Raw genomic sequence first — 23,717 nt, 5'->3', positions numbered from 1 at the left:
TCGCGGATTTTCCGCAGCTTTCGTGCCGACCTGCCCGCGATCGAAACGATACCGAAACTTTTTGAGCCTAACGATCCACTTACCAAGTTCAAACGCCTGTGGGGGGCCAGACCTATGAAGAATACTACACCCGTTTTGCGGATTGCAGCCGCATGTCTCTTCCTTACTACCGCACCGGCGTTCGCCGGCGAGGGGCCGGTGTGCGGCACCGCCGCCGGCAGGCCGCGACTCGTTTGCGACGAAGGGGCGTGCATCCGCGTCCCCGTCAGTGACCTGTGCGAAGCCGTCCGCGCCGCCTATCCGGGCAAGCGCCGCGCCATTCGGCCAAGCCGGATCGAGCGGAACCCGGTTCGTGAAGAACTGACGCTGCTGATCGCCAGCGTGAGCTAGCCGACCGGCGGCTCGGCGCGCGACCGAGGCCGCGCGTCGAGCACGAAGGCCGCACCGGGAACCACGATTCCGGTGTCGGTAGGCGACAGCGTACCGTCCGGCGCGATATCGAGCCGGGTCACGCGGTGATCGCGTTCATGCGCGACGACCATCTGCTTCTCGTCCTCGAGCAGCAGGAAGAAGCGCGGCGACGCACCGCCGCTGCCGACATGCTCCATCAGCCGCGGTTCGCCGCGATCATCGAGCGCGAAGACGGCGATGCTGTCGTCACCCCGGTTCGAAACATAGACCCGGTCGCCCGCCGCGTTGGCGGCGATATGTGCCACGATCGACCCCGCCGCCGCGTCGGCAGGAAGCGTCGACACCATCGTCCGCGCAACGAACGCCGGACCCGCGACATCGAGCAGGATCAGTTCGCTCGTCAATTCGCAGGCGAGATAGGCCAACTCTGGCCGATTCGGATGCAACAGCAGATGGCGTGGCCCCGATCCCGGCGGCGCGTCGAACGCCACGATGGGTGGGCCGAGCGTGCCGTTTCCCGCATCGAAGGCAAAGGCCAGCACCTGGTCGGTGCCCAGATCGGTCGCATACAGCCAGCGATTGTCCGGACTGAACCCGACCCAATGCGCGTGCGGCGCCTCCTGCCGATCGGGATTCGGCCCCGACCCGGCATTGGCGCGCACGATCGGCGCATCGACCGGCAACCCCGTCTGCGGATCGAGCCGCTGCACCATGATGCTGCCCCCCGCGTAATTGGCGACGGCGAACCAGGATTCGCTGCGATCGAGCGCGATGTGGCAGGGCGCAGCACCGCCGGCCGGAGTCCGCACAAGACACGCCCAGCCGTCGCATTCGTCGCCACTGTCGCGGAACACCCCGACCGATCCGCCATGCTCGTCGACGAGATAATGAAGACCGGTCCGCTCGGCATAGACGCCGAACGAGCAGTTCTGCGCCGCTTCGTCCGCCGCATACATCGCCCATTGCCCGCCATCGGCGTCGCGGTGGAGCGGATACAGCCCCTCGCCGCCACCGCCGGCATAGGTACCGACAAAGAGCCGGGCGGCTGCGGGTCGGGCAGTGCGAAGGTCGGGATCGAGGTTCGTCATCCGTCCGTCTTACCCGCTTCCGGCGGCAGCGACAGGCGGATTTGGTCGACCTGCGCCGTCCCGGCCGGCCACAATCGCAGTTATCCGGTCCGCCGGGCCACCCGCGCCCTTCCCCGATCCGCTCCCCCTTGCTAAGGCCCCCTCGGTAACAGCATTTTTCGCTCGGTTCCCGGTGCGCCCGCGTGGCCTATATGGCCGCTTTCCCCTCGGCGCCCGGCGGCCCGACGCCCACGGGAAGGACCCCTATGACTGCCATCGGCCAGGACACCCTAAAGACCCGCACGAGCCTCTCCACCGGCGGCAAGTCGTATGACTATTACAGCCTCGCCAAGGCGTCGGAACAGCTCGGCGACATCAGCCGCCTGCCCTTTTCGATGAAGGTGCTGCTCGAGAACCTGCTGCGCTTCGAGGACGGCGTGACCGTCACGCGCGACGACATCCAGGCGATCGTCGACTGGCAGAAGGAGCGTCGCAGCGACCGCGAGATCCAGTATCGCCCTGCGCGCGTGCTGATGCAGGATTTCACCGGCGTGCCCTGCGTCGTCGATCTCGCCGCGATGCGCGATGCGATGACCAAGCTCGGCGGCAACCCCGAGAAGATCAACCCGCAGGTTCCCGTCCACCTCGTCATCGATCACTCGGTGATGGTCGACGAGTTCGGCACGCCCAAGGCGTTCGAGGATAACGTCGATCTCGAGTACGAGCGCAATATCGAGCGCTACGAGTTCCTGAAGTGGGGCAGCAAGGCGCTCGACAATTTCCAGGTCGTCCCCCCCGGCACCGGCATCTGCCACCAGGTGAACCTCGAATATATCGGCCAGGCCGTCTGGTCGTCGGCGTCGTCGGGTGATCACGGCGACGGCACGATGATCGCGTATCCGGACACGCTGGTCGGCACCGACAGCCACACGACGATGATCAACGGTCTCGGCGTGCTCGGCTGGGGCGTGGGCGGGATCGAGGCCGAGGCCGCGATGCTCGGCCAGCCCGTGTCGATGCTGATCCCCGAAGTCGTCGGCTTCAAGCTGCTCGGCAAGCTGAACGAAGGCATCACCGCCACCGATCTCGTGCTCACCGTCACGCAGATGCTGCGCGCCAAGGGCGTGGTCGGCCGCTTCGTCGAGTTCTTCGGCCCCGGCCTGTCGTCGATGACGCTCGCCGACCGTGCGACGATCGCCAACATGGCGCCCGAATATGGCGCGACCTGCGGCTTCTTCCCGATCGACGACAAGACGCTCGATTACATGCGCCTCACCGCGCGTTCGGACGAGAATGTCGAGCTGGTCGAGGCCTATGCCAAGGCCAACGGCTTCTGGCGCGACGAGAACGCAGAAGACCCCGTCTTCACCGACACGCTCGAGCTCGACATGGGTTCGGTCGTCGCATCGCTCGCCGGCCCGAAGCGCCCGCAGGACCGCGTCAGCCTCAACAAGGTCGACGAGGTGTTCAACAGCGACCTCCACAAGCTGTACCACAAGGAGCAGCCCGCGCGCGTCGCGGTCGAGGGTCGTGAGCACGACATCGGCGACGGCGACGTCGTGATCGCCGCGATCACCAGCTGCACCAACACGTCGAACCCGTCGGTGCTGGTCGCCGCCGGCCTCGTCGCGCGCAAGGCGAACGCTCTGGGCCTGAAGTCGAAGCCTTGGGTGAAGACGTCGCTCGCGCCGGGTTCGCAGGTCGTCACCGACTATCTCGACAAGGCCGGGCTTACCGCGGACCTGAACGCGCTCGGCTTCAACCTCGTCGGCTATGGCTGCACGACCTGCATCGGCAATTCGGGCCCGCTGGCGCCGGCGATCTCGTCGGCGATCAACGAGAACGACCTCGTCGCGGCGTCAGTCCTCTCGGGCAACCGCAACTTCGAGGGCCGCGTCTCGCCCGACGTGCGCGCCAACTTCCTGGCCAGCCCGCCGCTCGTCGTCGCCTATGCGATCAAGGGCACCGTCACGACCGACATGATCGAGACGCCGCTGGGTCAGGACACCGACGGTCAGGACGTGTATCTGCGCGACATCTGGCCGACCAACGAGGAAGTCCGCAGCACGATGGACGCAAACATCGACGCGTCGATGTTCGGCGCGCGCTACGGCGACGTCTATGCAGGCGATTCGAAGTGGCGCGGGATCGACGTCACGGGCTCGGACACCTACGCATGGCGCGCAGGGTCGACCTATGTCGCCAACCCGCCCTACTTCGATGGCCTCAGCATGACGCCGTCGCCGGTGCAGGACATCATCGACGCCAAGCCGCTCGCGATCCTCGGCGATTCGATTACCACCGATCACATCTCGCCCGCAGGCTCGATCAAGGCGGACAGCCCCGCCGGCCGCTTCCTCCAGGAGCATCAGGTCAGCAAGGCCGACTTCAACAGCTATGGCGCACGCCGCGGCAACCATGACGTGATGATGCGCGGCACCTTCGCCAACATCCGCATCAAGAACGAGATGGTCCCCGGCGTCGAAGGCGGCATGTCGAAGTATGACGGCGAGGTCATGGCGATCTACGACGCCGCGATGCGCTTCAAGCAGGACGGCACGCCGCTCGTGATCGTCGCCGGCAAGGAATATGGCACCGGCTCGTCGCGCGACTGGGCGGCGAAGGGCACCAACCTGCTCGGCGTCCGCGCGGTCATCACCGAGAGCTTCGAGCGTATCCACCGCTCGAACCTGGTCGGCATGGGCGTGCTGCCGCTCCAGTTCGCCGAGGGCACCGATCGCAAGACGCTCGGCCTCGACGGCTCGGAGACGTTCACGATCCTCGACGTGGCGAGCATCCGCCCGCGTCAGGACGTGACGGTCAAGATGACCCGCGCCGACGGCACGAGCGAGACGTTCCAGACCAAGTGCCGGATCGATACCGTCAACGAGCTGGAATATTTCCTCAACGGCGGCATCCTCCAGTACGTCCTGCGCAAGCTGGCCGCCTAAGCGACTGGCGTCGTCCCGGAGCGATCCGGGACGACGGCACTGCTTTAAGCTACCCAACACTACCGACGTTCCAGCATTAGCGACGTCCCAACACTACCGTCATCCCAGCGAAAGCTGGGATATCCCCGTGAGGCCCATGTCGCGCACCACGAGGGATATCCCAGCGTTCGCTGGGATGACGTGTATTGGATCCCCCCCCGCCAGGGGGAGGTGGCACAGGAGGCGTTGGAGGAGGCGGACACGGAACAGCGGTTTCCTTTGCCTCCCCCTCCGTCAGGCAAGTGCCTGCCACCTCCCCCTGGCGGGGGAGGATCGGTTGGACGGTGGTATTCGAGACTGATCCCCGCGCGGCACGTGGCGCACTATTCCCGAACCGAAAAAGGCGGGGCGACCTCGATGGTCGCCCCGTAGTTCAGGGAGAAGACCGGGACAGGGGAGACCCGGTCAGGTCGCCGACCACAGGGGGAGAGGGGCGGCGACGCACTCTCTTTCGCGCCGATATGTTGCAGCGATATGTCGGAACGGACGTGACGATAATTTAATGCAGGTTGGCGCGCCGCGTCGGGTGGACGCTACGCCCGAGGTGGACCCCGTCACTCCGCCTGGTCCCAGCCCCCGCCGAGCGCCTTGAACAAGGCCACGGTCAGCTGCCGCAGCTGTGCATCGCTCGCTACCAGCTGCTCGCGCGCGGCCAGCACGTCGGTCTGCGTATTCAGCACGGTATCCTGCGCGACGAACCCGGTCCGGTACTGCGATTGCGCGGCCTGCGCGCTGCTCTGCGCATCGACGACCGCGCGCTGCAACGCCGCGTTCCGGCGGCGTTCGGCGGCGATCTGCGCGAGCGGATCCTCGACGTCGCGCAACGCCTGCAACACAGTCGAGCGATAGCGCAGATATGCCTGCTCGCGGTCTTCCTCGCGCGACTTGACGGTCGCCTTGCGGCGGCCCCAGTCGAGCAGCGGGAACTGCGCCGCACCGCTCGCGGTCAATTGCAGGCTGTCGCCCGAGAACAGATTGCCGAGCGCGGTCGAGATCAGCTGGCCCATGCCGGTCAGGCTGAACTTGGGATACATGTCCGCCACCGCGACGCCGATATCCGCCGTCGAAGCCGCGAGCTCGCGCTCCGCCGCGCGGACGTCGGGGCGGCGGCGCAGCAACTCCGATGGCAACCCCGCGGGAATCGTCGGCACGCCCAGCGGCGCAACCGACGGCGCGGCGAGTTCGGACATCAACGTCGCGGGCGGCTCACCGAGCAGGATTGCCAAGGCATGCATGCGGACATCGACATCCGCACGGACCGGTTCGGCGCGGGCCTCGGTCGACGTGATCGACGCGCGCTGGCGCGTCACGTCGATCGGCGGAACGAGGCCGACCTTGGCGATGTTGCCCGCGATCGTCAGCGCGCGACGCTGGTTGGCGATCTCGCTTTCGATCGTCGCGATCTGCACCTGATCGAGTCGTAACGCGAAATAGGCCTGTGCGACTTCGGCCGCCAGCGTCACCGCAGCGTCGCGCTTCGACCAGACCGCAGCTTCCGTCCGTGCCCGCGCGCCCTCGGTATTGCGCCGGACGCCGCCGAACAGGTCGAGCTCCCAGCTCGCGTCGAACCCGACCGAGTAGGTCGTAATCCCGCTGCCGGGCAATGCGATCCCGCCGGTCGAGCCGGTCCCGCCCGCCCCCGTGCCGCCGCTGAACGCACGCGCGATCTGCGAGAGGCCCGCATTCTTGCTGAACTCGACATGGCTCGGGCTGGCGTTCGCGTTGACGCTGGGCAGCCCCTGAGACCGCGCGACGATCTCCTGCAACCGCGCCTGCCGCACGCGCGAGGCGGCGATCGCGATGTCGGGATTGCCCTTGAGCGCGCGCTCGACGAGGCTGTCGAGTTGCGGATCGCCGAATGCGGACCACCAGCGCGCCGGATCGACGGTCGCACCGACCGTGGCTTGCGGACCGACGAACGCCGGCGGCACCGCCATCTCGGGCGCGACGTAATTCGGGCCGACGGTGCACCCCGCGAGCAGGGCCGCGACCGCAACCACCATGAACCGCGCACGCATCAATGCATCCCTCCCGAGGGGGCGCCGCCGGTCTTGCCGGAGCGCATGAATAATACCAGCGGCGCGACGCACAGCACGACCACCATCATCGCGCGGAACACGTCGAGGAAGGCGAGCATCGTCGCCTGCCGCTGCATCTGGCTGTAGAGCACCGCGAGCGGCGTGGTGGACGGATCGCCCTGCCCCGCAAACGCACCCGCCGCCTTCTGCATCCAGTCGTTATAGTTCGGATCGAGCGGGTTGAGCGTCTGAGTCAGTTCGGACTGGTGCCGCTGCAATCCGCCCGCAAGCTGCGTCTGCGCAAAGCAGATGCCGATCGTTCCGCCGAGATTGCGCGAGACGTTGAGCAGGCTCGACGCCTGCGCGGTCTGCGTCTGCTTGAGCCCGACATAGGCGATCGCGTTGATCGGCACGAACAGGAACGGCAGCGCCATCGCCTGGAACAGTCGTGCGAATGCCGCATCCGAAAACGCGATGTCGGCGCTCAGATGGCTCATGTTCCACAGCGCGAACGCCTGGACGAGCAACGCCGGGAACAGCAGCAGGCGAACGTCGACGAGCCCGCTCAACCGCCCCGCGAACGGCACCATGACGAGCGTCGCGAGACCGCCCGCGGTGAGCGCGAGCCCGGCATCGAGCGAACTATAGCCAAGCACTTGTTGCAGCATCTGCGGAATCAACTGGGTCGTGCCGAACAGGATCATGCCGGTGACGCCCATCACGCCGATCGTCAGCGCGAAGTTGCGGTTCTTCAGCAGCTTAAGGTCGATCACCGGGTCCTTGTGGTTCAATTCCCAGACGACGAGGCTGATCAGCGACACCGCGGCGATGATCGCCGACATCACGATGAAGCCGCTGGCGAACCAGTCCTCGCGCTCGCCGCGATCGAAGGTGAGCTCGAGGAAACCGAGACCCAGCGCAACCAGCGCGACGCCGACATAGTCGATCGTCAGGCCGTGCTTGAAGCGTTCGTCGCGGTCCTTCTTCACCTGGTCGGGCTCGTCGACCAGCGCCTCGACGAGGAACCAGGCGAGGATGCCGACGGGCACGTTGATCAGGAACACCCAATGCCAGCTCGAATATTCGACGATGTACCCGCCGAGCGTCGGCCCGAGCACCGGCCCCACGACGACGACGATCGCGAACGCTGCGAACGCCATGCCGCGTTGCTTGGGCGGGAAGGTGTCGGCGAGGATCGATTGCTCGACCGGTGCCAATCCGCCGCCACCTATCCCTTGCAGCACGCGCGCGACGACGAGCGTCCCGATGTTCGGCGCAAGGCCGCACAGCAGCGAAGCAAAGGTGAACAGTGCGATCGAGAGGAGAAAATAGCGTTTCCGCCCGATCGCGTCGGACAGCCAGCCCGAGATCGGGATGACGATCGCGTTGGCGACGAGGTAGCTGGTCAGCACCCAGGTCGCCTGATCGGTGGTGATCGACAGCCCGCCCGAGATATGATCGAGAGCGACGTTGGCGATCGAGGTGTCGAGCACCTCCATGAAGGTCGGGATCGAGATGATCGCGACGATCAGCCACGGGCTGTACTTGCCCGCCGCCGACCGGCTCGGCGACCAGGTGTGGCCGCCGCCCGCATCGACCTTAGCGGCTTTTGCCACCTCAGCGCACCTTGACGGTCGGCACCACCGACATGCCGGGGCCGATCGGATAGCGCTTCGGATCGGGGCCGTTCTTGACGTCGAACACGATCCGCACGGGGACGCGCTGGACGACCTTCACGTAATTGCCGGTGGCGTTCTGCGGGGGCAGCAAGGCAAACGCCTGGCCCGCGCCGCGCTGGATCGAATCGACATGGCCCTTGAACTCGATGCCCGGATACGCGTCGACCTTGATGTCGACGGGCTGGCCGATCTTCATCAGCGTGAGCTGCGTTTCCTTGAAGTTCGCGGTCACCCACATCGTGTCGGGGACGATCGCCATCAGCTGCGTGCCGGGGGCGACATAGGAGCCGATGTTGACCGAGCGGTTGACCACCTGCCCCGCGACCGGCGCGGTCAGGCGGAGGTCGCTGATGCTGACGTTTGCCTGGTCGACCAGCGCGCGCTTGGCGTCGATCACCGACTTCGCCGCGCCGACCTGTCTCCGCGCGACCGTGATCTGCGCGGTCGCGGTGTCGATCTGCTCGCGGGCTTGTGCTGCATCCGCCGCGGTTTGGCGGGCGGTGGCACGCGCCTGGTCGAGCTGTTGGCCTGCGACCGCGCTCGGATCGAGCCGCAGCAACGCCTCGTAGCGCGCGAGATCCTGCTGCGCCTTGACCGCGGCCGCCATCGGGACGCGGGCTTGCGCCGCCGCCTGCTGGCGCTGCGCCTCGGCGGCGGTGACCTGCGCCTGCGCCTGCGCGAACTGCGCGCGCGACTGTTGCTCGTTGGCCTGCGCCTCGGCGACCTGTGCGTCGCGACCCGACGCCTTGATCACCGCGAGCAGGCGGCCAGCCTCGACATGGCGGTTGTCGATATCGGCGACCTGCACCAGTGTGCCCGCGACCTGTGGTGCGAGCCGGACGATGTGCGTGTCGACGAACGCGTCGTCGGTCGATTCGAACTGCCGCGCGTGCAGCCAGTAGAACACGCCGCCGATGATCAGCGCGCCGACGACGATGACGAGGATGATCCAGAACAGCGGCTTCTGGAAGACCGACGGCTTCTTGTCGTCGTCGGACTCGTCGGACTCGTCCTGCTGGTCGGTATCGGACTGCTGGTCCTCGCCGTTCGGATCGCGCTTGCGGTCCTCGTCGTCATGGTCGGTGTCGGAATGGTTCGTCTGGTCGGTCATGCCTGGCCCTGTTCTTCAGCACGCATCGAATCGAGAATGGCGTCGATATTGGCGTCGATCCGCGCTTTGATATCGAGAATGTCGGAAGGCTCGAGCGTGTCGCGCTCGAGCAGTTTGAGGCAAGTCGCGTGGCTCGATCGCAGCGCCACCACCTGCCCGAGCAGCGTGATCGTCGCGATCCGCGCCGTGCGGACGTTGCGGTGCCCGGTGACGATGCAGACGAGGTCGCCGAGCTGGCGGACCATCTGGCCCATCACGCCGCCATAGATCCGCTCGAACGCCTCACTCGGCTTCATCTGTTCGCGCAGCACGAACAGCGTCCAGTCGGCGCTGTCGGCGCTTGCCATCTTGTCTGCCAGGCGCCCGAGAATGCGGTGGATCCGCGCGCGCGCGCCCGCGGCGTCGTCGGTGGCGATCTCGGGCGACAGCTCGATCGGCTCGCCCATCACCGCGGCCATGCGCTCGGCGATCCGGTCGGCGGCGGCTAGGTACAGCCCCTCCTTGCCGCCGTAATGATAGGTGATCGACGACATCGCGGTGCCGGCCGCCGCGGCAATCCCGCGCGTGCTGGCGCCTTCGAGGCCCTTGGCGCCGAATTCGCTGATCGCGATGTCTAGGAGTCGGGACTGGACCACGCGGCGGCGTTTAGTTCGATCGAACGAACGGGCCTAATGAAGAAAGTGTCATGATCTAAGTCAACGACCAGACCTTCGGTAAACGCCGCCATCCGTCATCCTGACGAAAGTCAGGATCCAGAGTAATCGGCGGCGATCCTCCGTGGCACTGGATCCTGACTTTCGTCAGGATGACGGGGTATTTGGAATAATCCGTGCGCAGAAATCGCGATGCCGGACGCACGCCACATACAGAAACGCCGGCCTTCTCAACGAGAAGACCGGCGTAAATCTGGTGGGCGCGACAGGGATTGAACCTGTGACCCCACCCGTGTGAAGGGTGTGCTCTACCGCTGAGCTACGCGCCCGAAACTCGTTCGGAAGCGGGCCTTTAAGCAGACTGCGCCTGCCTGTCCAGCCCTATCGACACCGGTCCTAGTTGACCGCGTCCTTGAGGCCCTTGCCGGCCTTGAACTTCGGCTGGGTCGAGGCCTTGATCGTCATCGGCTCGCCGGTGCGCGGGTTGCGGCCCGTCGACGCCTTGCGCTTGGAGATCGAGAACGTGCCGAAGCCGACCAAGCGAACCTCCTCGCCCTTCTTCAGCGATGCCTCAATCGCGTCGAACACCGCCTCGACCGCCTTTACTGCGTCGGCCTTGACGAGCCCCGACGTGTCGGCGACCGTCGCGATCAGCTCCTGCTTGTTCATAAAATCCCCCGAAAAAGTCACAATTCGGCCGCGATAGAATCACCGCCGCAGTCAGCGCTCAATAATGCGGCGGCCTCGTCTGCTGTCAAACGAAACCGCCGCATCACCGCAGAGAATCCAAACATGGATTAGTGGTGCAGGCTGCCCCCGACGGGTGCGATCGGTGCCGGCGGCAGTGCCGCAAGCTCGTCCGCATCGGTCCACTCGATCGCCTCGAGCGGCTCGGTCAGCGCAAGACGCAGCACCTCGTCGACATGCGAAACGGGGATGATCTTCAGCCCTTCCTTGATGTTGGCCGGGATCTCCGCAAGGTCCTTCTCGTTCTCCGCCGGGATCAGCACCGTCTCGATCCCCCCGCGCAGCGCGGCCAGCAGCTTCTCCTTGAGGCCGCCGATCGGCAGTACGCGGCCGCGCAGCGTAACCTCGCCAGTCATCGCCACCTCGCGCCGTATCGGCACGCCGGTCAGCGTCGAGACGATCGACGTGACCATGCCGATCCCCGCCGACGGACCGTCCTTCGGGACCGCACCCTCGGGCAGATGGATATGGATGTCCTTGCGCGCGAACAGGCTCGGCTTGATCCCGTAGCTCGGCGCGCGCGCCTTGACGAAGCTGAACGCGGTCTCGATCGATTCCTTCATCACGTCGCCGAGCTTGCCGGTGAGCTTGGCCTGGCCCTTGCCCGCGACCGTCACGCTCTCGATCGTCAGCAATTCGCCGCCGACCTCGGTCCAGGCGAGCCCGGTGACCGCACCAATCTGGTTCTCGGTCTCGCCAAGGCCGTGACGGTATTTCTGCACGCCGGCATACTCACCGACATTCTCGGGCGTGATCGTGACGCTGGTCGTCTTGTTCTCAAGGATCTGGCGCAGCGCCTTGCGGCACAGCTTGGCGATCTCGCGCTCGAGCGTGCGGACGCCTGCCTCGCGCGTATACTGCTGGATGAGCGTACGAAGCCCCGCCTGCGTCAGCGTGAACTCGCCGGGCTTCAGCCCGTGCGCCTCGATCTGCTTGGCAACGAGATGCCGCTCGGCGATCTCGACCTTCTCGTCCTCGGTATAGCCCTCCAGACGGATGATCTCCATGCGGTCGAGCAGCGCCTGCGGCAGGTTCAGCGAGTTCGCCGTGCACACGAACATCACGTCCGACAGGTCGATATCGACCTCGAGATAATGGTCCTGGAACTTGCCGTTCTGTTCCGGATCGAGCACCTCAAGCAGCGCCGACGCCGGATCTCCGCGGAAATCCTGGCCGAGCTTATCGATCTCGTCGAGCAGAAACAGCGGGTTCGACGTGCCGGCCTTTTTCAGGTTCGTCACGATCTTGCCCGGCAGCGAGCCGATATAGGTGCGGCGATGGCCACGGATCTCGGCTTCGTCGCGCACGCCGCCGAGCGACTGGCGGATGAACTCGCGACCCGTCGCCTTGGCGATTGACTTGCCGAGCGAGGTCTTGCCGACACCGGGAGGGCCGACGAGGCACAGGATCGGCCCCTTCAGCTTGTTGGTGCGCGCCTGCACCGCAAGATACTCGACGATCCGGTCCTTGACCTTCTCGAGCGCGTAATGATCCTCGTCCAGCGTCCCCTGCGCGGCGGCGATGTCCTTCTTGATCTTCGACTTCTTGCCCCAGGGGAGCCCGAGGAGCACGTCGAGATAGTTGCGCACGACGGTCGCCTCGGCGCTCATCGGTGCCATCGTCTTGAGCTTCTTCAGCTCGGCGGTCGCCTTGCCGCGCGCTTCCTTGCTCATCTTGAGCGTCGCAATCTTCTGCGTCAGCTCGGCGATCTCGTCGCCTTCGCCCTCGCCATCCTCGTTGCCGAGCTCGCGCTGGATCGCCTTCAACTGCTCGTTGAGGTAATATTCGCGCTGCGTCTTCTCCATCTGGCGCTTGACGCGGCTCTTGATCTTCTTCTCGACCTGCAGGACGCCCAGCTCGCCCTCCATCGCCGTCATCGCCATTTCGAGGCGCTTGGACGGGTTGGTCTCGAGCAGCATCGCCTGCTTCTCGGCGACCTTGATCGCGATGTTGGCGACGACCGCGTCGGACAGCTTCGATGCGTCCTCGATCTCCGACATCTGGACCGCGGTCTCGGACGCGAGCTTGCGGTTGAGCTTGGCGTAATTCTCGAACTGGTCGACGACCGAGCGCATCAGTGCGGTCACCTCGGCGCCCTCGACCTCGGCATCGGCAACCGGCTCGACCGTCGCGGTCAGGAACTCGCCGCTCTCGTCCAGCGTCTCCAGCGTCGCGCGCTGCTTGCCCTCGACGAGCACGCGAACCGTGCCGTCGGGCAGCTTCAACAGCTGCAGCACGGTGGCGGTGACGCCCATCGAGTACAGGTCGTCACGCGAGGGATCGTCCTCGGCCGGATCGACCTGCGCAACGAGATAGATCTCCTTGTCCGCCGCCATCGCCGCTTCGAGCGCGGCAACGGACTTATCGCGACCGACGAACAGCGGCACGATCATGTGCGGGAAGACGACGATGTCGCGAAGGGGAAGGACGGGGTACTGGGTCATGAACGCTCCGGTGGGTGCCTGCATGGAGGGCATTATTGAGTCTTATATGGTGAGGATGAAGCGTCCATCAATTGGTTGGTGCGGTTAAGCGGTGTCGCTTCGCGCCAAGTCCGGCCATTTCGCGCAAGCGCGGGCGACCGGAGCCGCGAACATCGCGCACGTAACCCTGACCTTAGGCCTCCGCGGCATCACGCTGCCCGGGGCCACGGGGTTGTAACGGACGGCGTCCGGCGCGAGAGTGAACGGATGATTTCGCGTCTTCTACTCGCCACCAGCGCCACTGCGCTTCTTGCCGCCGCCCCGCTCCCGACGAAGGGCGAACCGGCGATCACCGCGCAGACGCAGCGGTCCGGCGGCGTGCTGACCGCCGAGCAGACCGCGCTCACCTTCGACAGCGCGGATCTTGCGTTCGAGGTGCTTCCCGAGACGGAAAGCCTGAACGGGGTGGCCACATTGGTCTTCACCGCAAAGGCACCAATCAGCCGCCTGCCGATCGACCTTGACCGCAACCTGCCCGTCAGCGCGATCGCGATCGACGGCGTGCCGCTCGCGCCGACGGCGTGGAGCAATCCCGAGGGGCGGTTGACGATCACGCTGCCCAAGCCGGTCGCGGCTGGCGGCAAGGTCACCGCGAAGATCACCTATGGCGGCACGCCGCATGTCGCGGTGAAGGCGCCGTGGGACGACGGCATGGTCTGGTCGAAGACGCCCGACGGCCGCACCTGGTTTGCGACGACCGCGGAGGGCTATGGCTGCGACCTGTTCTGGCCGTGCCTCGATTTCCCGACCGGCGAGCCCGCGCTGGTCACGCTCCACATCACCGTGCCCAAGGGGCTGAAGGCGCCGTCGAACGGCGTACTGCTCGGGGTCGATACGCTGGCCGACGGCCGAACGATCTGGAACTGGCGCGCCAAGCATCCCAATACCTATGGCATCGCGCTGAACGTCGGGCCGTATGAGGAGATCAGCGGCACCTACAAGAGCCGCTACGGCAACAGCATCCCGATGCATTACTGGTACCTCCCCGGCGAGAAGGCGCAGGCCGAGACGCTATTCGCCGAATTCGCGCCGACGCTCGACTTCTTCGAAAGCATGATCGGCCCCTACCCGTTCGGCGACGAAAAGCTCGGCGTGGTCGAGACTCCGCACAAGGGCATGGAGCACCAGACGATCAACGCCTATGGCAACGAGTATGCCAAGGCGCCGGAAGGGTTCGACTGGCTGTTCCAGCACGAGTTCGCGCATGAGTGGTTCGGCAATCAGCTGACCGCGGCGAACTGGGACGATTACTGGCTGCACGAGGGCTATGGCACGTACATGCAGCCGCTCTACGGCCAGTGGCGCGAGGGGCGTGCGCGCTATGCGGCGATGATGCAGGGCGAGCGGACCTCGATCATGAACCTGAAGCCGATCACGCAACAGCGCATCACCACCGAGGAAGAGGTGTACGAACTCGACAAGGGCGGTGCTGGGCAGGACATCTACTATAAGGGCTCGTGGATGCTGCACACGCTGCGCGCCTTGATCGGCGACAAGGCGTTTTTCGACGTCACGCGGCTGGCGGTATACGGCCGCGCGGATCCCAAGCCGGGGAATTTCAAACCGCGGTTCGGATCGACGAAGGAATATGAAGCGCTCGTCCGCAAGGTGACGGGGAAGGACTATGGCTGGTTCTTCGACGTCTATCTCCGCCAGGCGGCGCTGCCCGAGCTGGTCGAGACTCGGACCGGAACCATGCTGACGTTGGCGTGGAGGGTGCCGGGCAATGGTGCGTTCCCGCTGCCGGTCGAGGTACAGGTCGACGGCAGGACGCGGACGGTGCCGATGACCGGCGGGAAGGCGAGCCTGTCGGTCCCGGCGGGTGCGCATGTCGTGATCGACCCGGACTCTCTGGTCCTCCGCCGCAGTATCGCGCTCGAAGACGTGGCCGCCTGGAAAGCCGCGCAAGCCGCAAAGGGTAAGCCACAATGACCACGCCGCCGTTCCCCCGCGAACGCGGGGGTCCAGGAATCTCAAAAGCCAACACGCGTGACCCTGGGCTCCTGCGTGCGCAGGAGAACATCTGGCCAGCGCGCGCGGCGGAGATGGCCGCGATCTTCATGGTCGGCGACGGCCTGATCGGCCTGCTCCAGCCGCGCCGCCACGTCGATCTCTGGAAGGACGACGCGCTCGGCACGGAGAAACTGGTCTCGCCCTTCGTCGACCGCCCCGGCCGTCGCCGCCTCTATGCGGTCGTGCAGATCGCCGCAGGCCTCGCCTTGGCGGCTCGCCAGAGACCATGAACGCCGCGGGCTGGTCCTTGCTCGCGTTGGCACTCGCGGGATGCGGGTCAGCGCCGGACGCGGCCTCGACAAGCCAGATCGCGCGCGGCGAGCGCGTCTTCCGCCGCTGCACCGCATGCCATACGATCGGGCGCTATGCGGGCGATACCGATGGCCCCAATCTCTACGGCGTACTCGGCGGCCCCGTCGGCGAGCGCCGCCCGCGCTTCGCCTATACCGCCGGCCTGAAGGCACTCAGCGGAACATGGGACGCGGCGCGCATGGACCAATGGCTCGCCAACCCGCGCCGGATGGTCCCCGGCACGACGATGGCGTTTGCGGGGCTTGCCGACCCGAAGGACCGCGCCGACGTCATCGCCTATCTAGCGACGCAGCGCCCCTGACGCATCACGGCACCACGGTCGTGAACAGATAGGCCGCAAAGATCACGAGATGGACGACGCCCTGCAACACCGTCGTCCGCCCGGTGCCGAGCGACAGCGTGGCGACGAACAGCGACAGCGCGAGCAACGTCATGCTCTTGGCGTCGATCCCAAGCGCGATCGGCAGGTCGAGGACGAGCGACACGATCGCCACGCTCGGGATCGTCAGCCCGATCGTCGCCAGCGCGGAGCCGAGCGCGAGGTTGAGGCTCGTCTGCAACCGGTTGCGCCGCGCCGACTTGTACGCGGCGAGGCTCTCGGGCGCGAGCACCAGCGCGGCGATCACCACGCCGACCACGGTCAGCGGCAGGCCGGCCCCGAGCACCGCCGCCTCGATCGTCGGCGACAAGGTCTTGGCGAGCAGCACCACCGAGACGAGCGCCACCAGCAGCGCGGCGAACGCGATCCCCGTCGCACGACGCGACGGCGGCGCGGCATGATCGTCCTTGTCGTCGGTCGAGGGCAGGAAATAGTCGCGGTGGCGCACCGTCTGCACCAGCACGAACGTCCCGTAGAGGATCAGCGAGACGACCGCGACGAACATCAGCTGCGACGCCGCATAGGTCGGACCCGAGGTCGACGAGGTGTAGTTCGGGAGGATCAGCGACAGCACCGCCATCGCCGCGAGCACGCCAAGCGCGGCGGTCATGCCCTTCAACGTGAAGCGCTGCTCGTGATGCCGCACCGCGCCCGCGAGCAGGCAGAGGCCGATGATGAAATTGAGGATGATCATGATCGCCGCGAACACCGTGTCGCGCGCCAGCGTGGTCGCATCGCCCGCGTTGGAGAGCATCAGCGAGACGATCAGCGACACCTCGATCACCGTGACCGCGATCGCGAGGACGAGCGTGCCGAACGGCTCGCCCACCTTGTGCGCGATCACCTCGGCATGATGCACCGCCGCCAGCACGCTGCCGATCAGCACGATCACCGCGGCTGCCGTGCCGAGCGCGCCCATCTTGGCCAGCCCGACGAGGATCGCGACGAGCCCCAGCCCCGGCGCGACGAGCGTCCAGATCGGGAGCGCCAGACGGTCGGGCATCGTCTCCGCCACGTCTGCGTTCGGTCGGTCGGCCACTTCGATCGTCATGCAAGCTCCCTCGTTTCACTTACCCAACGAATGCGTGACGGCCGATAAGGGTCCGAGTGCGGGCGATTGTGCAGGGGCCGGGTTCGGGTAGATTGGCCCGATGTTGCCCCCCGATCTTCGCCAAACGCTCGTCATGGTGGCGCACGCGATGCACGACGCACGCGATCCGTGGTGGGTGATTTCCAGCGCGGCGGTCGCGCTTCACGGGGTGGTGCCGATCACGGTCGCCGACGTCGACCTGGTGACGAGCGTCGAGGATGCCCGCCGCGTGATGGCGCGACTGGGAGTCGGTCCGGCGAAGGAGTCGGCCAGCTTGATGTTCCGATCCACGGTGTTCGGCCAGTGGAAGGCGCCGCCACTGATGGTCGAGATCATGGCGGGGTTTCATGTCGCGACTTCGGCGGGGTGGACGGAGGTGCTTCCGCGGACGCGCGTGCCGATCGGGGTGGAAGAGGCAACCATCTATGTGCCGCGTCGTGACGAACTGGCCGAGATGCTTAGGCTGTTCGGGCGCCCGAAGGATGATGAGCGGATCCGGCTGCTTACCACGCAACCCTAGCGGCCAACCCGGCCCCCCCCTTCCCAACGCGATGGAGAATGTAGGGCGCCACCACGTCCCCCACTCGGTCATCCTGACGAAAGTCAGGACCCAGGGCCACACAGGCCGGCGCTCGGTACCCTGGATCCTGACTTTCGTCAGGATGACGGAGGGGTTTTTACGAATCGGCTCGCTCCCCAAACGAAACGCGGCGCGGGTCGCCCAGTGCTTTTCCCCAAACTCGAACCGACAGGCCGTCACGCCAGGTCGCCGGTCTTGCTCTCATCGGCACGGAGGACGCCAAAATATGTGCGCGCCAACACCCCCCACTGTCATCCTGACGAAAGTCAGGACCCAGAGCCACACAGGCCCGCTCTCGGTACTCTGGATCCCGACTTTCGTCAGGATGACGGGAGGGGGTTTAAGCGGCGAGTTTCACCCCAAACGAAAAAGGGCGCCGATCGCTCGGCGCCCTTTCCCAATCTCGAACCGGCCGAGCCTTACGCCGCGTCGCCGGTCTTCTTCTTCTCGGCATAGACGCGGATCGGTTCCTTGCGGCCTTCAATCACGTCCTTGTCGATCATCACCTCGTCGACGCCGTCCATGCCGGGCAGGTCGAACATCGTGTCGAGCAGGATGCTCTCGAGGATCGAACGAAGCCCGCGCGCACCGGTCTTGCGTTCGATGCCCTTCTTGGCGACCGAGACCAGCGCGTCGTCGGTAAAGCCGAGCGCGACGTCCTCCATCTCGAACAGCTTCTGGTACTGCTTGACCAGCGCGTTCTTCGGCTCCTTCAGGATCTTCACCAGCGCGTCGACATCGAGATCCTCGAGCGTCGCGATGACCGGCAGACGACCGACGAACTCGGGGATGAGCCCGAACTTGAGCAGATCCTCAGGCTCGACGGACTTCAACGTCTCGCCCGTCTTGCGCTCGTCCGGCCCGGCGACATAGGCGCCGAAGCCGATCGACTTGCCCTGCAGACGATCGCCGATGATCTTCTCGAGACCCGAGAACGCACCGCCACAGATGAACAGGATGTTCGTCGTGTCCACCTGCAGGAACTCCTGCTGCGGATGCTTGCGACCACCCTGCGGAGGAACGCTCGCGGTCGTCCCTTCCATCAGCTTGAGCAGTGCCTGCTGCACGCCCTCGCCCGACACGTCGCGCGTGATGGACGGGTTCTCGGCCTTGCGGCTGATCTTGTCGATCTCGTCGATATACACGATCCCGCGCTGCGCCCGCTCGACGTTGTAGTCGGAGGCCTGGAGCAGCTTGAGGATGATGTTCTCGACATCCTCGCCGACATAGCCGGCTTCGGTCAGCGTCGTCGCATCGGCCATCGTAAACGGCACGTCGAGGATGCGGGCGAGCGTCTGCGCGAGCAGAGTCTTGCCGCAACCGGTCGGCCCGACGAGCAGGATGTTCGACTTGGACAGCTCGACATCGGCACCCTTCGCGCCGTGGTTGAGCCGCTTGTAGTGATTGTGCACCGCCACCGACAGGACGCGCTTGGCGCGCTTCTGGCCGATCACGTAATCGTCGAGGACGTCGCAGATCTCCTGCGGAGTCGGCACGCCGCCGTCCTTCTTGGACACCAACGCCGACTTCGTCTCCTCACGGATAATGTCGTTGCATAGCTCGACGCACTCGTCGCAGATGAAGACCGTCGGCCCGGCGATCAACTTGCGGACCTCGTGCTGCGACTTGCCGCAGAACGAGCAATAGAGGGTGCTCTTCGAGTCGCCACCGCTCAGCTTCGTCATTCAATCACCTCTCGCGCATGTCGGTGCACGTGCCGTTTCCGGGGCCGCTACCGTAACGTACCCCGGAGTTCCTACAATCAAATAAACCGGCGGGATTTACGATTCGCCCCATGCCGGCCCCGCTTGAGCGGGCTTTACGCAGGTTTCGCCGTGTCGTCCGCAGGGGCGGGACGCTTGTCGAACACCTCGTCGACCAGGCCAAAATCCTTCGCTTCGTTCGCTTCGAGGAACGTATCGCGGTCCATCCGGCGCTCGATCTCTTCGATCGGCTGGCCGGTATATTGCGCGTACAGTTCGTTCATACGCTTGCGGATCCGCAGGATCTCGCGCGCCTGGATCTCGATGTCGCTGGCCATGCCCTGTGCACCACCCGATGGCTGATGGATCATGATGCGCGCGTTGGTCATCGCGACTCGCATGCCCGGCTCGCCGCTCGCGAGCAGGAAGCTGCCCATCGAGGCCGCCTGGCCGATGCACACCGTGCCGACCCGCGGACGGATGTACCGCATCGTGTCGTGGATCGCCATGCCCGCCGTGACGACACCGCCCGGCGAGTTGATGTACATGAAGATGTCCTTCTTCGGGTTCTCGGACTCGAGGAAGAGCAGCTGGGCGGTGATCAGCGAGGCCATGCCGTCCTCGACGCCACCGGTCACGAAGATGATGCGCTCGCGGAGCAGGCGCGAGAAGATGTCGAACGAGCGCTCGCCGCGGTTCGACTGCTCGATGACGATGGGAACCAGGCCTGCTTGCGTCTGCTGCAGGCCGAGCCCGGCGCTGGCCAATGGGCTAGCAAAGTCGCCGGTCTCGAACGGATTGTGCATGGAAATCTCTCTTATGCCCCAGTGAACCGCCAACATCGGCGCTCGCAACGGGGAGTTCAAGCCCTGCTACCCGTCAGGAGAACCACCTACCCTAGCCGTTCCGGGGAGAGCGAGGGGTCAGCACGGCGGAGCCGGGTGGGAGGGTGAGGGGCAGTTGGGATCCGCCAACCGCCCCTCACCCTCCCGTCGCCTACGACTCCTCCTTCCCTCTCCCCGGAGGGGCGAGGGAATCAGACTCCAGGCGCGGGGTAGGCCAGGTAGGCCAGCCGCCGCACCTCGCGACGGCCCCGGACAACCGTATCGAGGATCAGCCCCGTAAAGACGTTCAGCGCGGCGAAGATCCCCAGGCCGGTGATCAGGATCGCGGTCGGAAAGCGCGGCACCTGGTGGATCTCGATATAGGTAAGTACCAACGGGATACCGAGGACCAGCGCGAGCACCGCAAACGCGCCACCGATCACGCCGAAGAACCACAAGGGCCGCTCGATCCGGTACAGCGTCATGATCGTCCGCAGGATCCGCCACCCATCGCCATAGGTGCTGAGCTTCGACTCGGATCCCTCTGGCCGCGCATAATAGGGCGTCTCGACCTCGCCGATCGGCATCTTGAGCTCGAGCGCGTGGACGCTGATCTCGGTCTCGATCTCGAACCCCGCCGACAGCGACGGAAAGCTTTTCACGAACCGGCGCGAGAACACGCGGTAGCCCGACAGGATATCGGTGAAGCTGCGCCCGAACAGCCGCGCAAGCATCCCCGTCAGCAGCGCGTTGCCGAACCGGTGCCCGCGGCGATAGCTCTCCTGAACCTGGCTGATACGCGAGCCGACCACCATGTCGAGTTGCTCGTCGAGCACGCGCGCGACCAGCGCCGGTGCGGACGCCGCGTCATAGGTCGCGTCGCCGTCCGCCATCACATAGATGTCGGCGTCGATATCCGCGAACATGCGGCGGACGACCGCGCCCTTGCCCTGGATCCGCTCGGTTCGCACGACGGCACCCGCCGCGCGCGCGACCTCCACCGTCCGGTCCGCGCTGTTGTTGTCGTACACGTAGATGGTGGCGCCCGGCAGCGCGGCGCGGAACCCCGCCACGGTCTGCGCGATCGCCGCCGCTTCGTTGTAGCAGGGGAGGAGGACGGCGATTCTGGGTTCAGTCATGCCCTGCCCTATCGTGCCGGAGGCTGCCTTGCAGATGCTATTTTCGGCCACCGAACCCCCTGAAACGCAAATCCCCGGCGGAGGCCGGGGTCCAGTCGGGGAAGGTCCATAACGGAGCTTTACGCGCCGTTATAGTAGCCTTTCCAACTGGACCCCGGCCTCCGCCGGGGAGGTGGCCCGAAAACGGGTCGAGTGCCTCGACGACGAGGCACTCGATCGGCGTTACGCCTCGGTCTTGGTCGGCGCCTTCTTGGCGCGCGGCTTCTTCACCGGTGCGTCGGCGGCTTCGGTGCCCTCGGCATTCTCGCCCGCGACCGGCGACGACTCGGTCACCGCGGTCTCGGCCTCGACCGGTGCCGCCTTCTTCTTGGCAGGCGCCTTCTTGGCGGGCTTGGCCTCGTCTGAAGCCTCGTCCGTCACGGTGTCGTCCGCAGCAGCGTCGTCGGATGCAGGCTTGGCCTTCTTGGCGGCAGCCTTCTTCTTCGGCTTGTGGTTGTCGTGGTCATGCACGTGCGTGCCGCTCGCGAAACCGTCCTCGCTCTCGATCGCAGCTTCCAGCTCCTCGCGGGTCGCTTCGCGATCGGTGATCTCGGCCTTCTCGAACAGGAAGTCGACGACCTTGTCCTCGTACAGCGGCGCGCGCAGCTGGGCAGCGGCCATCGGCTCGGACTGCACATACTGCATGAACTGCTGACGCTGCTCGGCGGGATACTGCTGCGCAGCCTGCGCGAGCAGACGCTGCATTTCCTGGTTGGACACCTCGACGCCGTTCGCCTGGCCGATCTCGGACAGGAGCAGGCCGAGGCGCACGCGACGCTCGGCGATCTTGCGGTAATCGTCGCGCTCACCTTCCATCTCGGCCATCGCGGCCTCGGGATCGGCTTCGTGCGTGGCTTCGTGCTGGAGCTGCTGCCAGATCTGGTTGAACTCGGCTTCCACCATCGACGGCGGAACCTCGAAGTCGTGACCCTCGGCGAGCTGGTCGAGCAGCTTGCGCTTCATGTGCGTGCGCGTGAGCCCGTTATGCTCCTGCTCGATCTGACCCTTGAGCAGGCCCGTGAGCTGCTCGAGGCTCTCGAGACCCAGCGACTTGGCCAGATCCTCGTCGATCGCGCTCTCGCCCGCGGTCTTCACCGACTTGACGGTGATGTCGAACGTGGCCGGCTGACCCGCGAGCGACTTCTCCTGATACTCCTCGGGGAAGGTCACGTTCAGGACCTTGTCGTCGCCGGTCTTCACGCCGACGAGCTGATCCTCGAAGCCTGGGATCAGACGCCCTGCGCCGAGCTCGACGCCCATGTCGGTGCCCGTGCCGCCGTCGAACGCAACGCCATCGGCGGTCTTGCCAACGAAATCGACGGTGACGAGGTCGCCCATCGCCGCGACATAGTCGTCAGCGGCATCGTCCCACTTCTTCTGCTGGTCGGCGAACTTCTGGAGCTGCTCGGTGACCGCCTCGTCGGCGACGGGCACGGTCAGGCGCTCGAGCTTCAGGCCGTCGATCGCGGGTGCCGGCACCTGCGGGAGGACTTCCAGCTCGACCTTGACGACCGCATCCTTGCCGATGTCGTAGCCGTCTTCCAGCTCGACCGAAGGCTGCATCGCGGGGCGCAGCTGCTTTTCGGCGACGAGCGTCTGGACGCCCTCCTGGATCGCCGCGTTCACCGCGTCCTGCGTCAGCGCCGGGCCGTGCATCTTGCGGATGAGGTTCGCCGGCACCTTGCCCGGACGGAAGCCCGGCATCTTCATCTGCGGCGCGAGGCGCTTCAGCTCGACATCGACCTTCGCATCGATATCCTTCGCGGTGATGGTGAGGGTGTAGGCGCGCTTGAGGCCCTCGTTCAACGTCTCGACAGTCTGCATGTCCGGCCTTTGTCTAAAAGAGCATTCGGGAAAAATTCGTCTGGGTGTCGCCCCGCCCGAGCGGCGGAGTGGTGCGGGCGAAGGGACTCGAACCCCCACATCTTGCGATGGCAGGACCTAAACCTGCTGCGTCTACCAGTTCCGCCACGCCCGCACAGGACATCGCCGTAGCGGGCGCGTCTATACCAACGTTGTATGCCGGGGCAAGCACGCAAGGCAACTACACGTGATCGCACGCGTTGATGCAGAAGAAGGAGAGAGCATCATGGCTACCCAACCCCCCGCAGAATTCCCGACGCCCTCGTCGCCTGCCGAGCCGACGACGCCCCCGCCGGAGTTCAATCCACCCGCACCCGACGTGGATTATCCCGATCCGAGCGGTCCCTCGACCGATCCCGCTCCCATCCAACCGGAGGTGTGACGATGACCGATCCGCATGCAGGCACCAATCCCGAAACGCGTCCCGAGGATCGTGACGCGGACCCGCGCAGCGACATCGAACAGGCGGTGCAGTCGCGCTCCGATGCGGTCGAGCGCGGCGAAGGCGGTGACGAGCCCGAGACGTTTACCGATACGGGCATGCCGGACGGCGTCGGCGGCACCGGTGGCGTGACGAAAAACCAGGACGGCGACGCGCAGTAAGCCGCGCCGGTCA

General features: G+C 65.8%; 20 protein-coding genes and 2 tRNA genes. 8 read left to right on the top strand and 14 right to left on the bottom strand.

Translation table 11 applies throughout. The features are described from left to right. The first annotated feature begins 114 nt into the window (after window positions 1-114). The gene (locus tag C8J26_RS11955; protein ID WP_146168822.1) at window positions 115-390 is read left to right on the top strand and encodes a hypothetical protein; all 276 of its coding nucleotides are present in this window, start codon (window positions 115-117) and stop codon (window positions 388-390) included. Here the strand turns inward: C8J26_RS11955 and C8J26_RS11950 are convergent. Beyond that, window positions 387-1,499: a lactonase family protein gene (locus tag C8J26_RS11950; RefSeq protein ID WP_107958310.1), complete on the bottom strand. Its 1,113-nt coding sequence runs from the start codon at window positions 1,497-1,499 to the stop codon at window positions 387-389. The two genes, C8J26_RS11955 and C8J26_RS11950, sit on opposite strands and share 4 nt — an antisense overlap. Window positions 1,500-1,744: 245 nt before the next feature. Between C8J26_RS11950 and acnA the strand changes: the two genes are divergently transcribed. Continuing rightward, window positions 1,745-4,429: an aconitate hydratase AcnA gene (gene acnA / locus C8J26_RS11945; protein ID WP_107958308.1), complete on the top strand. Its 2,685-nt coding sequence runs from the start codon at window positions 1,745-1,747 to the stop codon at window positions 4,427-4,429. Between the two features lie 593 nt (window positions 4,430-5,022). Here acnA and C8J26_RS11940 read toward each other — a convergent pair. From C8J26_RS11940 to lon, 7 genes are all read right to left on the bottom strand, one after another. Next, entirely contained in the window at window positions 5,023-6,486 is a 1,464-nt protein-coding gene (locus C8J26_RS11940; RefSeq protein WP_107958306.1) for an efflux transporter outer membrane subunit, read from the bottom strand. Further along, on the bottom strand, window positions 6,486-8,102 hold the full coding sequence (locus C8J26_RS11935; protein ID WP_056411308.1) for a DHA2 family efflux MFS transporter permease subunit: 1,617 nt from the start codon (window positions 8,100-8,102) through the stop codon (window positions 6,486-6,488). Before C8J26_RS11935 ends, C8J26_RS11940 begins: the two co-directional genes overlap by 1 nt. 1 nt (window position 8,103) lies before the next feature. Continuing rightward, the gene (locus C8J26_RS11930; RefSeq protein WP_107958304.1) at window positions 8,104-9,276 is read right to left on the bottom strand and encodes an HlyD family secretion protein; all 1,173 of its coding nucleotides are present in this window, start codon (window positions 9,274-9,276) and stop codon (window positions 8,104-8,106) included. After that, the gene (locus C8J26_RS11925; RefSeq protein ID WP_107958302.1) at window positions 9,273-9,911 is read right to left on the bottom strand and encodes a CerR family C-terminal domain-containing protein; all 639 of its coding nucleotides are present in this window, start codon (window positions 9,909-9,911) and stop codon (window positions 9,273-9,275) included. Before C8J26_RS11925 ends, C8J26_RS11930 begins: the two co-directional genes overlap by 4 nt. Before the next feature lie 272 nt (window positions 9,912-10,183). Further along, window positions 10,184-10,258, bottom strand: a tRNA-Val gene (locus C8J26_RS11920). A gap of 67 nt (window positions 10,259-10,325) precedes the next feature. Further along, entirely contained in the window at window positions 10,326-10,598 is a 273-nt protein-coding gene (locus tag C8J26_RS11915; RefSeq protein ID WP_056411315.1) for an HU family DNA-binding protein, read from the bottom strand. Window positions 10,599-10,726: 128 nt separating this feature from the next. Continuing rightward, window positions 10,727-13,120: an endopeptidase La gene (gene lon, locus C8J26_RS11910; protein WP_107958300.1), complete on the bottom strand. Its 2,394-nt coding sequence runs from the start codon at window positions 13,118-13,120 to the stop codon at window positions 10,727-10,729. A gap of 246 nt (window positions 13,121-13,366) precedes the next feature. On the opposite strand from lon, the gene C8J26_RS11905 reads away from it, so the two are divergent. Genes C8J26_RS11905 through C8J26_RS11895 form a run of 3 tightly spaced genes read left to right on the top strand, consistent with a single transcriptional unit; the run spans window position 13,367 to window position 15,785 of the window. Further along, a complete protein-coding gene (locus C8J26_RS11905) occupies window positions 13,367-15,091 on the top strand; it encodes a M1 family metallopeptidase (RefSeq protein WP_107958298.1) in 1,725 nt (574 codons plus the stop codon). Continuing rightward, entirely contained in the window at window positions 15,088-15,402 is a 315-nt protein-coding gene (locus C8J26_RS20890) for a hypothetical protein (protein WP_244185273.1), read from the top strand. The genes C8J26_RS11905 and C8J26_RS20890 overlap by 4 nt, the downstream gene beginning before the upstream one ends. After that, on the top strand, window positions 15,399-15,785 hold the full coding sequence (locus C8J26_RS11895; RefSeq protein WP_107958294.1) for a c-type cytochrome: 387 nt from the start codon (window positions 15,399-15,401) through the stop codon (window positions 15,783-15,785). Before C8J26_RS20890 ends, C8J26_RS11895 begins: the two co-directional genes overlap by 4 nt. Window positions 15,786-15,789: 4 nt before the next feature. Here the strand turns inward: C8J26_RS11895 and C8J26_RS11890 are convergent, their stop codons facing one another. Further along, the gene (locus C8J26_RS11890; RefSeq protein ID WP_107958292.1) at window positions 15,790-16,914 is read right to left on the bottom strand and encodes a calcium:cation antiporter; all 1,125 of its coding nucleotides are present in this window, start codon (window positions 16,912-16,914) and stop codon (window positions 15,790-15,792) included. 100 nt (window positions 16,915-17,014) lie between these two features. On the opposite strand from C8J26_RS11890, the gene C8J26_RS11885 reads away from it, so the two are divergent. Next, window positions 17,015-17,473, top strand: a complete 459-nt coding sequence (locus C8J26_RS11885; RefSeq protein ID WP_107958290.1) for a hypothetical protein — start codon at window positions 17,015-17,017, stop codon at window positions 17,471-17,473. Window positions 17,474-17,952: 479 nt separating this feature from the next. Here C8J26_RS11885 and clpX read toward each other — a convergent pair whose 3' ends face one another. The 5 genes from clpX to C8J26_RS11860 form a co-directional block, all read right to left on the bottom strand. Then, complete coding sequence (gene clpX / locus C8J26_RS11880) at window positions 17,953-19,218, bottom strand: ATP-dependent Clp protease ATP-binding subunit ClpX (protein WP_056048170.1); 1,266 nt, start codon at window positions 19,216-19,218, stop codon at window positions 17,953-17,955. 134 nt (window positions 19,219-19,352) lie between these two features. Next, entirely contained in the window at window positions 19,353-20,042 is a 690-nt protein-coding gene (locus C8J26_RS11875) for an ATP-dependent Clp protease proteolytic subunit (protein WP_056411324.1), read from the bottom strand. 230 nt (window positions 20,043-20,272) lie between these two features. Next, on the bottom strand, window positions 20,273-21,199 hold the full coding sequence (locus C8J26_RS11870; protein ID WP_056411327.1) for a glycosyltransferase family 2 protein: 927 nt from the start codon (window positions 21,197-21,199) through the stop codon (window positions 20,273-20,275). 222 nt (window positions 21,200-21,421) lie between these two features. Beyond that, a complete protein-coding gene (tig, locus tag C8J26_RS11865) occupies window positions 21,422-23,062 on the bottom strand; it encodes a trigger factor (RefSeq protein ID WP_107958288.1) in 1,641 nt (546 codons plus the stop codon). A gap of 69 nt (window positions 23,063-23,131) precedes the next feature. After that, a tRNA-Leu gene (locus tag C8J26_RS11860) sits at window positions 23,132-23,216 on the bottom strand. A gap of 111 nt (window positions 23,217-23,327) precedes the next feature. Here C8J26_RS11860 and C8J26_RS20480 point away from each other — a divergent pair. Both C8J26_RS20480 and C8J26_RS11855 read left to right on the top strand, forming a co-directional pair. After that, window positions 23,328-23,483 carry a hypothetical protein gene (locus tag C8J26_RS20480; protein WP_165391673.1) on the top strand — a complete coding sequence of 52 codons (156 nt, stop codon included), beginning with the start codon at window positions 23,328-23,330 and terminating at the stop codon, window positions 23,481-23,483. 2 nt (window positions 23,484-23,485) lie between these two features. Then, window positions 23,486-23,704, top strand: a complete 219-nt coding sequence (locus tag C8J26_RS11855) for a hypothetical protein (RefSeq protein ID WP_056411332.1) — start codon at window positions 23,486-23,488, stop codon at window positions 23,702-23,704. The last annotated feature ends 13 nt before the right edge of the window (window positions 23,705-23,717 follow it).

Source organism: Sphingomonas aurantiaca (assembly GCF_003050705.1).
GTDB classification, from domain to species: Bacteria; Pseudomonadota; Alphaproteobacteria; order Sphingomonadales; family Sphingomonadaceae; genus Sphingomonas; species Sphingomonas aurantiaca.
The sequence above is the reverse complement of the archived record's forward strand: the minus strand, read 5'-3'. Positions and strand labels throughout refer to the sequence as shown.

What these genes read in the sequence shown, in the direction of transcription:
- C8J26_RS11895 (WP_107958294.1), top strand. Translation starts at nt 15,399, where the DNA reads ATGAACGCCGCGGGCTGGTCCTTGCTCGCGTTGGCACTCGCGGGATGC.
- C8J26_RS11855 (WP_056411332.1), top strand. Translation starts at nt 23,486, where the DNA reads ATGACCGATCCGCATGCAGGCACCAATCCCGAAACGCGTCCCGAGGAT.
- C8J26_RS11950 (WP_107958310.1), bottom strand. Translation starts at nt 1,499, where the DNA reads ATGACGAACCTCGATCCCGACCTTCGCACTGCCCGACCCGCAGCCGCC.
- C8J26_RS20480 (WP_165391673.1), top strand. Translation starts at nt 23,328, where the DNA reads ATGGCTACCCAACCCCCCGCAGAATTCCCGACGCCCTCGTCGCCTGCC.
- C8J26_RS20890 (WP_244185273.1), top strand. Translation starts at nt 15,088, where the DNA reads ATGACCACGCCGCCGTTCCCCCGCGAACGCGGGGGTCCAGGAATCTCA.
- C8J26_RS11870 (WP_056411327.1), bottom strand. Translation starts at nt 21,199, where the DNA reads ATGACTGAACCCAGAATCGCCGTCCTCCTCCCCTGCTACAACGAAGCG.
- C8J26_RS11885 (WP_107958290.1), top strand. Translation starts at nt 17,015, where the DNA reads ATGTTGCCCCCCGATCTTCGCCAAACGCTCGTCATGGTGGCGCACGCG.
- C8J26_RS11905 (WP_107958298.1), top strand. Translation starts at nt 13,367, where the DNA reads ATGATTTCGCGTCTTCTACTCGCCACCAGCGCCACTGCGCTTCTTGCC.
- acnA (WP_107958308.1), top strand. Translation starts at nt 1,745, where the DNA reads ATGACTGCCATCGGCCAGGACACCCTAAAGACCCGCACGAGCCTCTCC.
- C8J26_RS11955 (WP_146168822.1), top strand. Translation starts at nt 115, where the DNA reads ATGAAGAATACTACACCCGTTTTGCGGATTGCAGCCGCATGTCTCTTC.
- C8J26_RS11875 (WP_056411324.1), bottom strand. Translation starts at nt 20,042, where the DNA reads ATGCACAATCCGTTCGAGACCGGCGACTTTGCTAGCCCATTGGCCAGC.
- tig (WP_107958288.1), bottom strand. Translation starts at nt 23,062, where the DNA reads ATGCAGACTGTCGAGACGTTGAACGAGGGCCTCAAGCGCGCCTACACC.
- lon (WP_107958300.1), bottom strand. Translation starts at nt 13,120, where the DNA reads ATGACCCAGTACCCCGTCCTTCCCCTTCGCGACATCGTCGTCTTCCCG.
- C8J26_RS11915 (WP_056411315.1), bottom strand. Translation starts at nt 10,598, where the DNA reads ATGAACAAGCAGGAGCTGATCGCGACGGTCGCCGACACGTCGGGGCTC.
- clpX (WP_056048170.1), bottom strand. Translation starts at nt 19,218, where the DNA reads ATGACGAAGCTGAGCGGTGGCGACTCGAAGAGCACCCTCTATTGCTCG.
- C8J26_RS11890 (WP_107958292.1), bottom strand. Translation starts at nt 16,914, where the DNA reads ATGACGATCGAAGTGGCCGACCGACCGAACGCAGACGTGGCGGAGACG.
- C8J26_RS11940 (WP_107958306.1), bottom strand. Translation starts at nt 6,486, where the DNA reads ATGCGTGCGCGGTTCATGGTGGTTGCGGTCGCGGCCCTGCTCGCGGGG.
- C8J26_RS11930 (WP_107958304.1), bottom strand. Translation starts at nt 9,276, where the DNA reads ATGACCGACCAGACGAACCATTCCGACACCGACCATGACGACGAGGAC.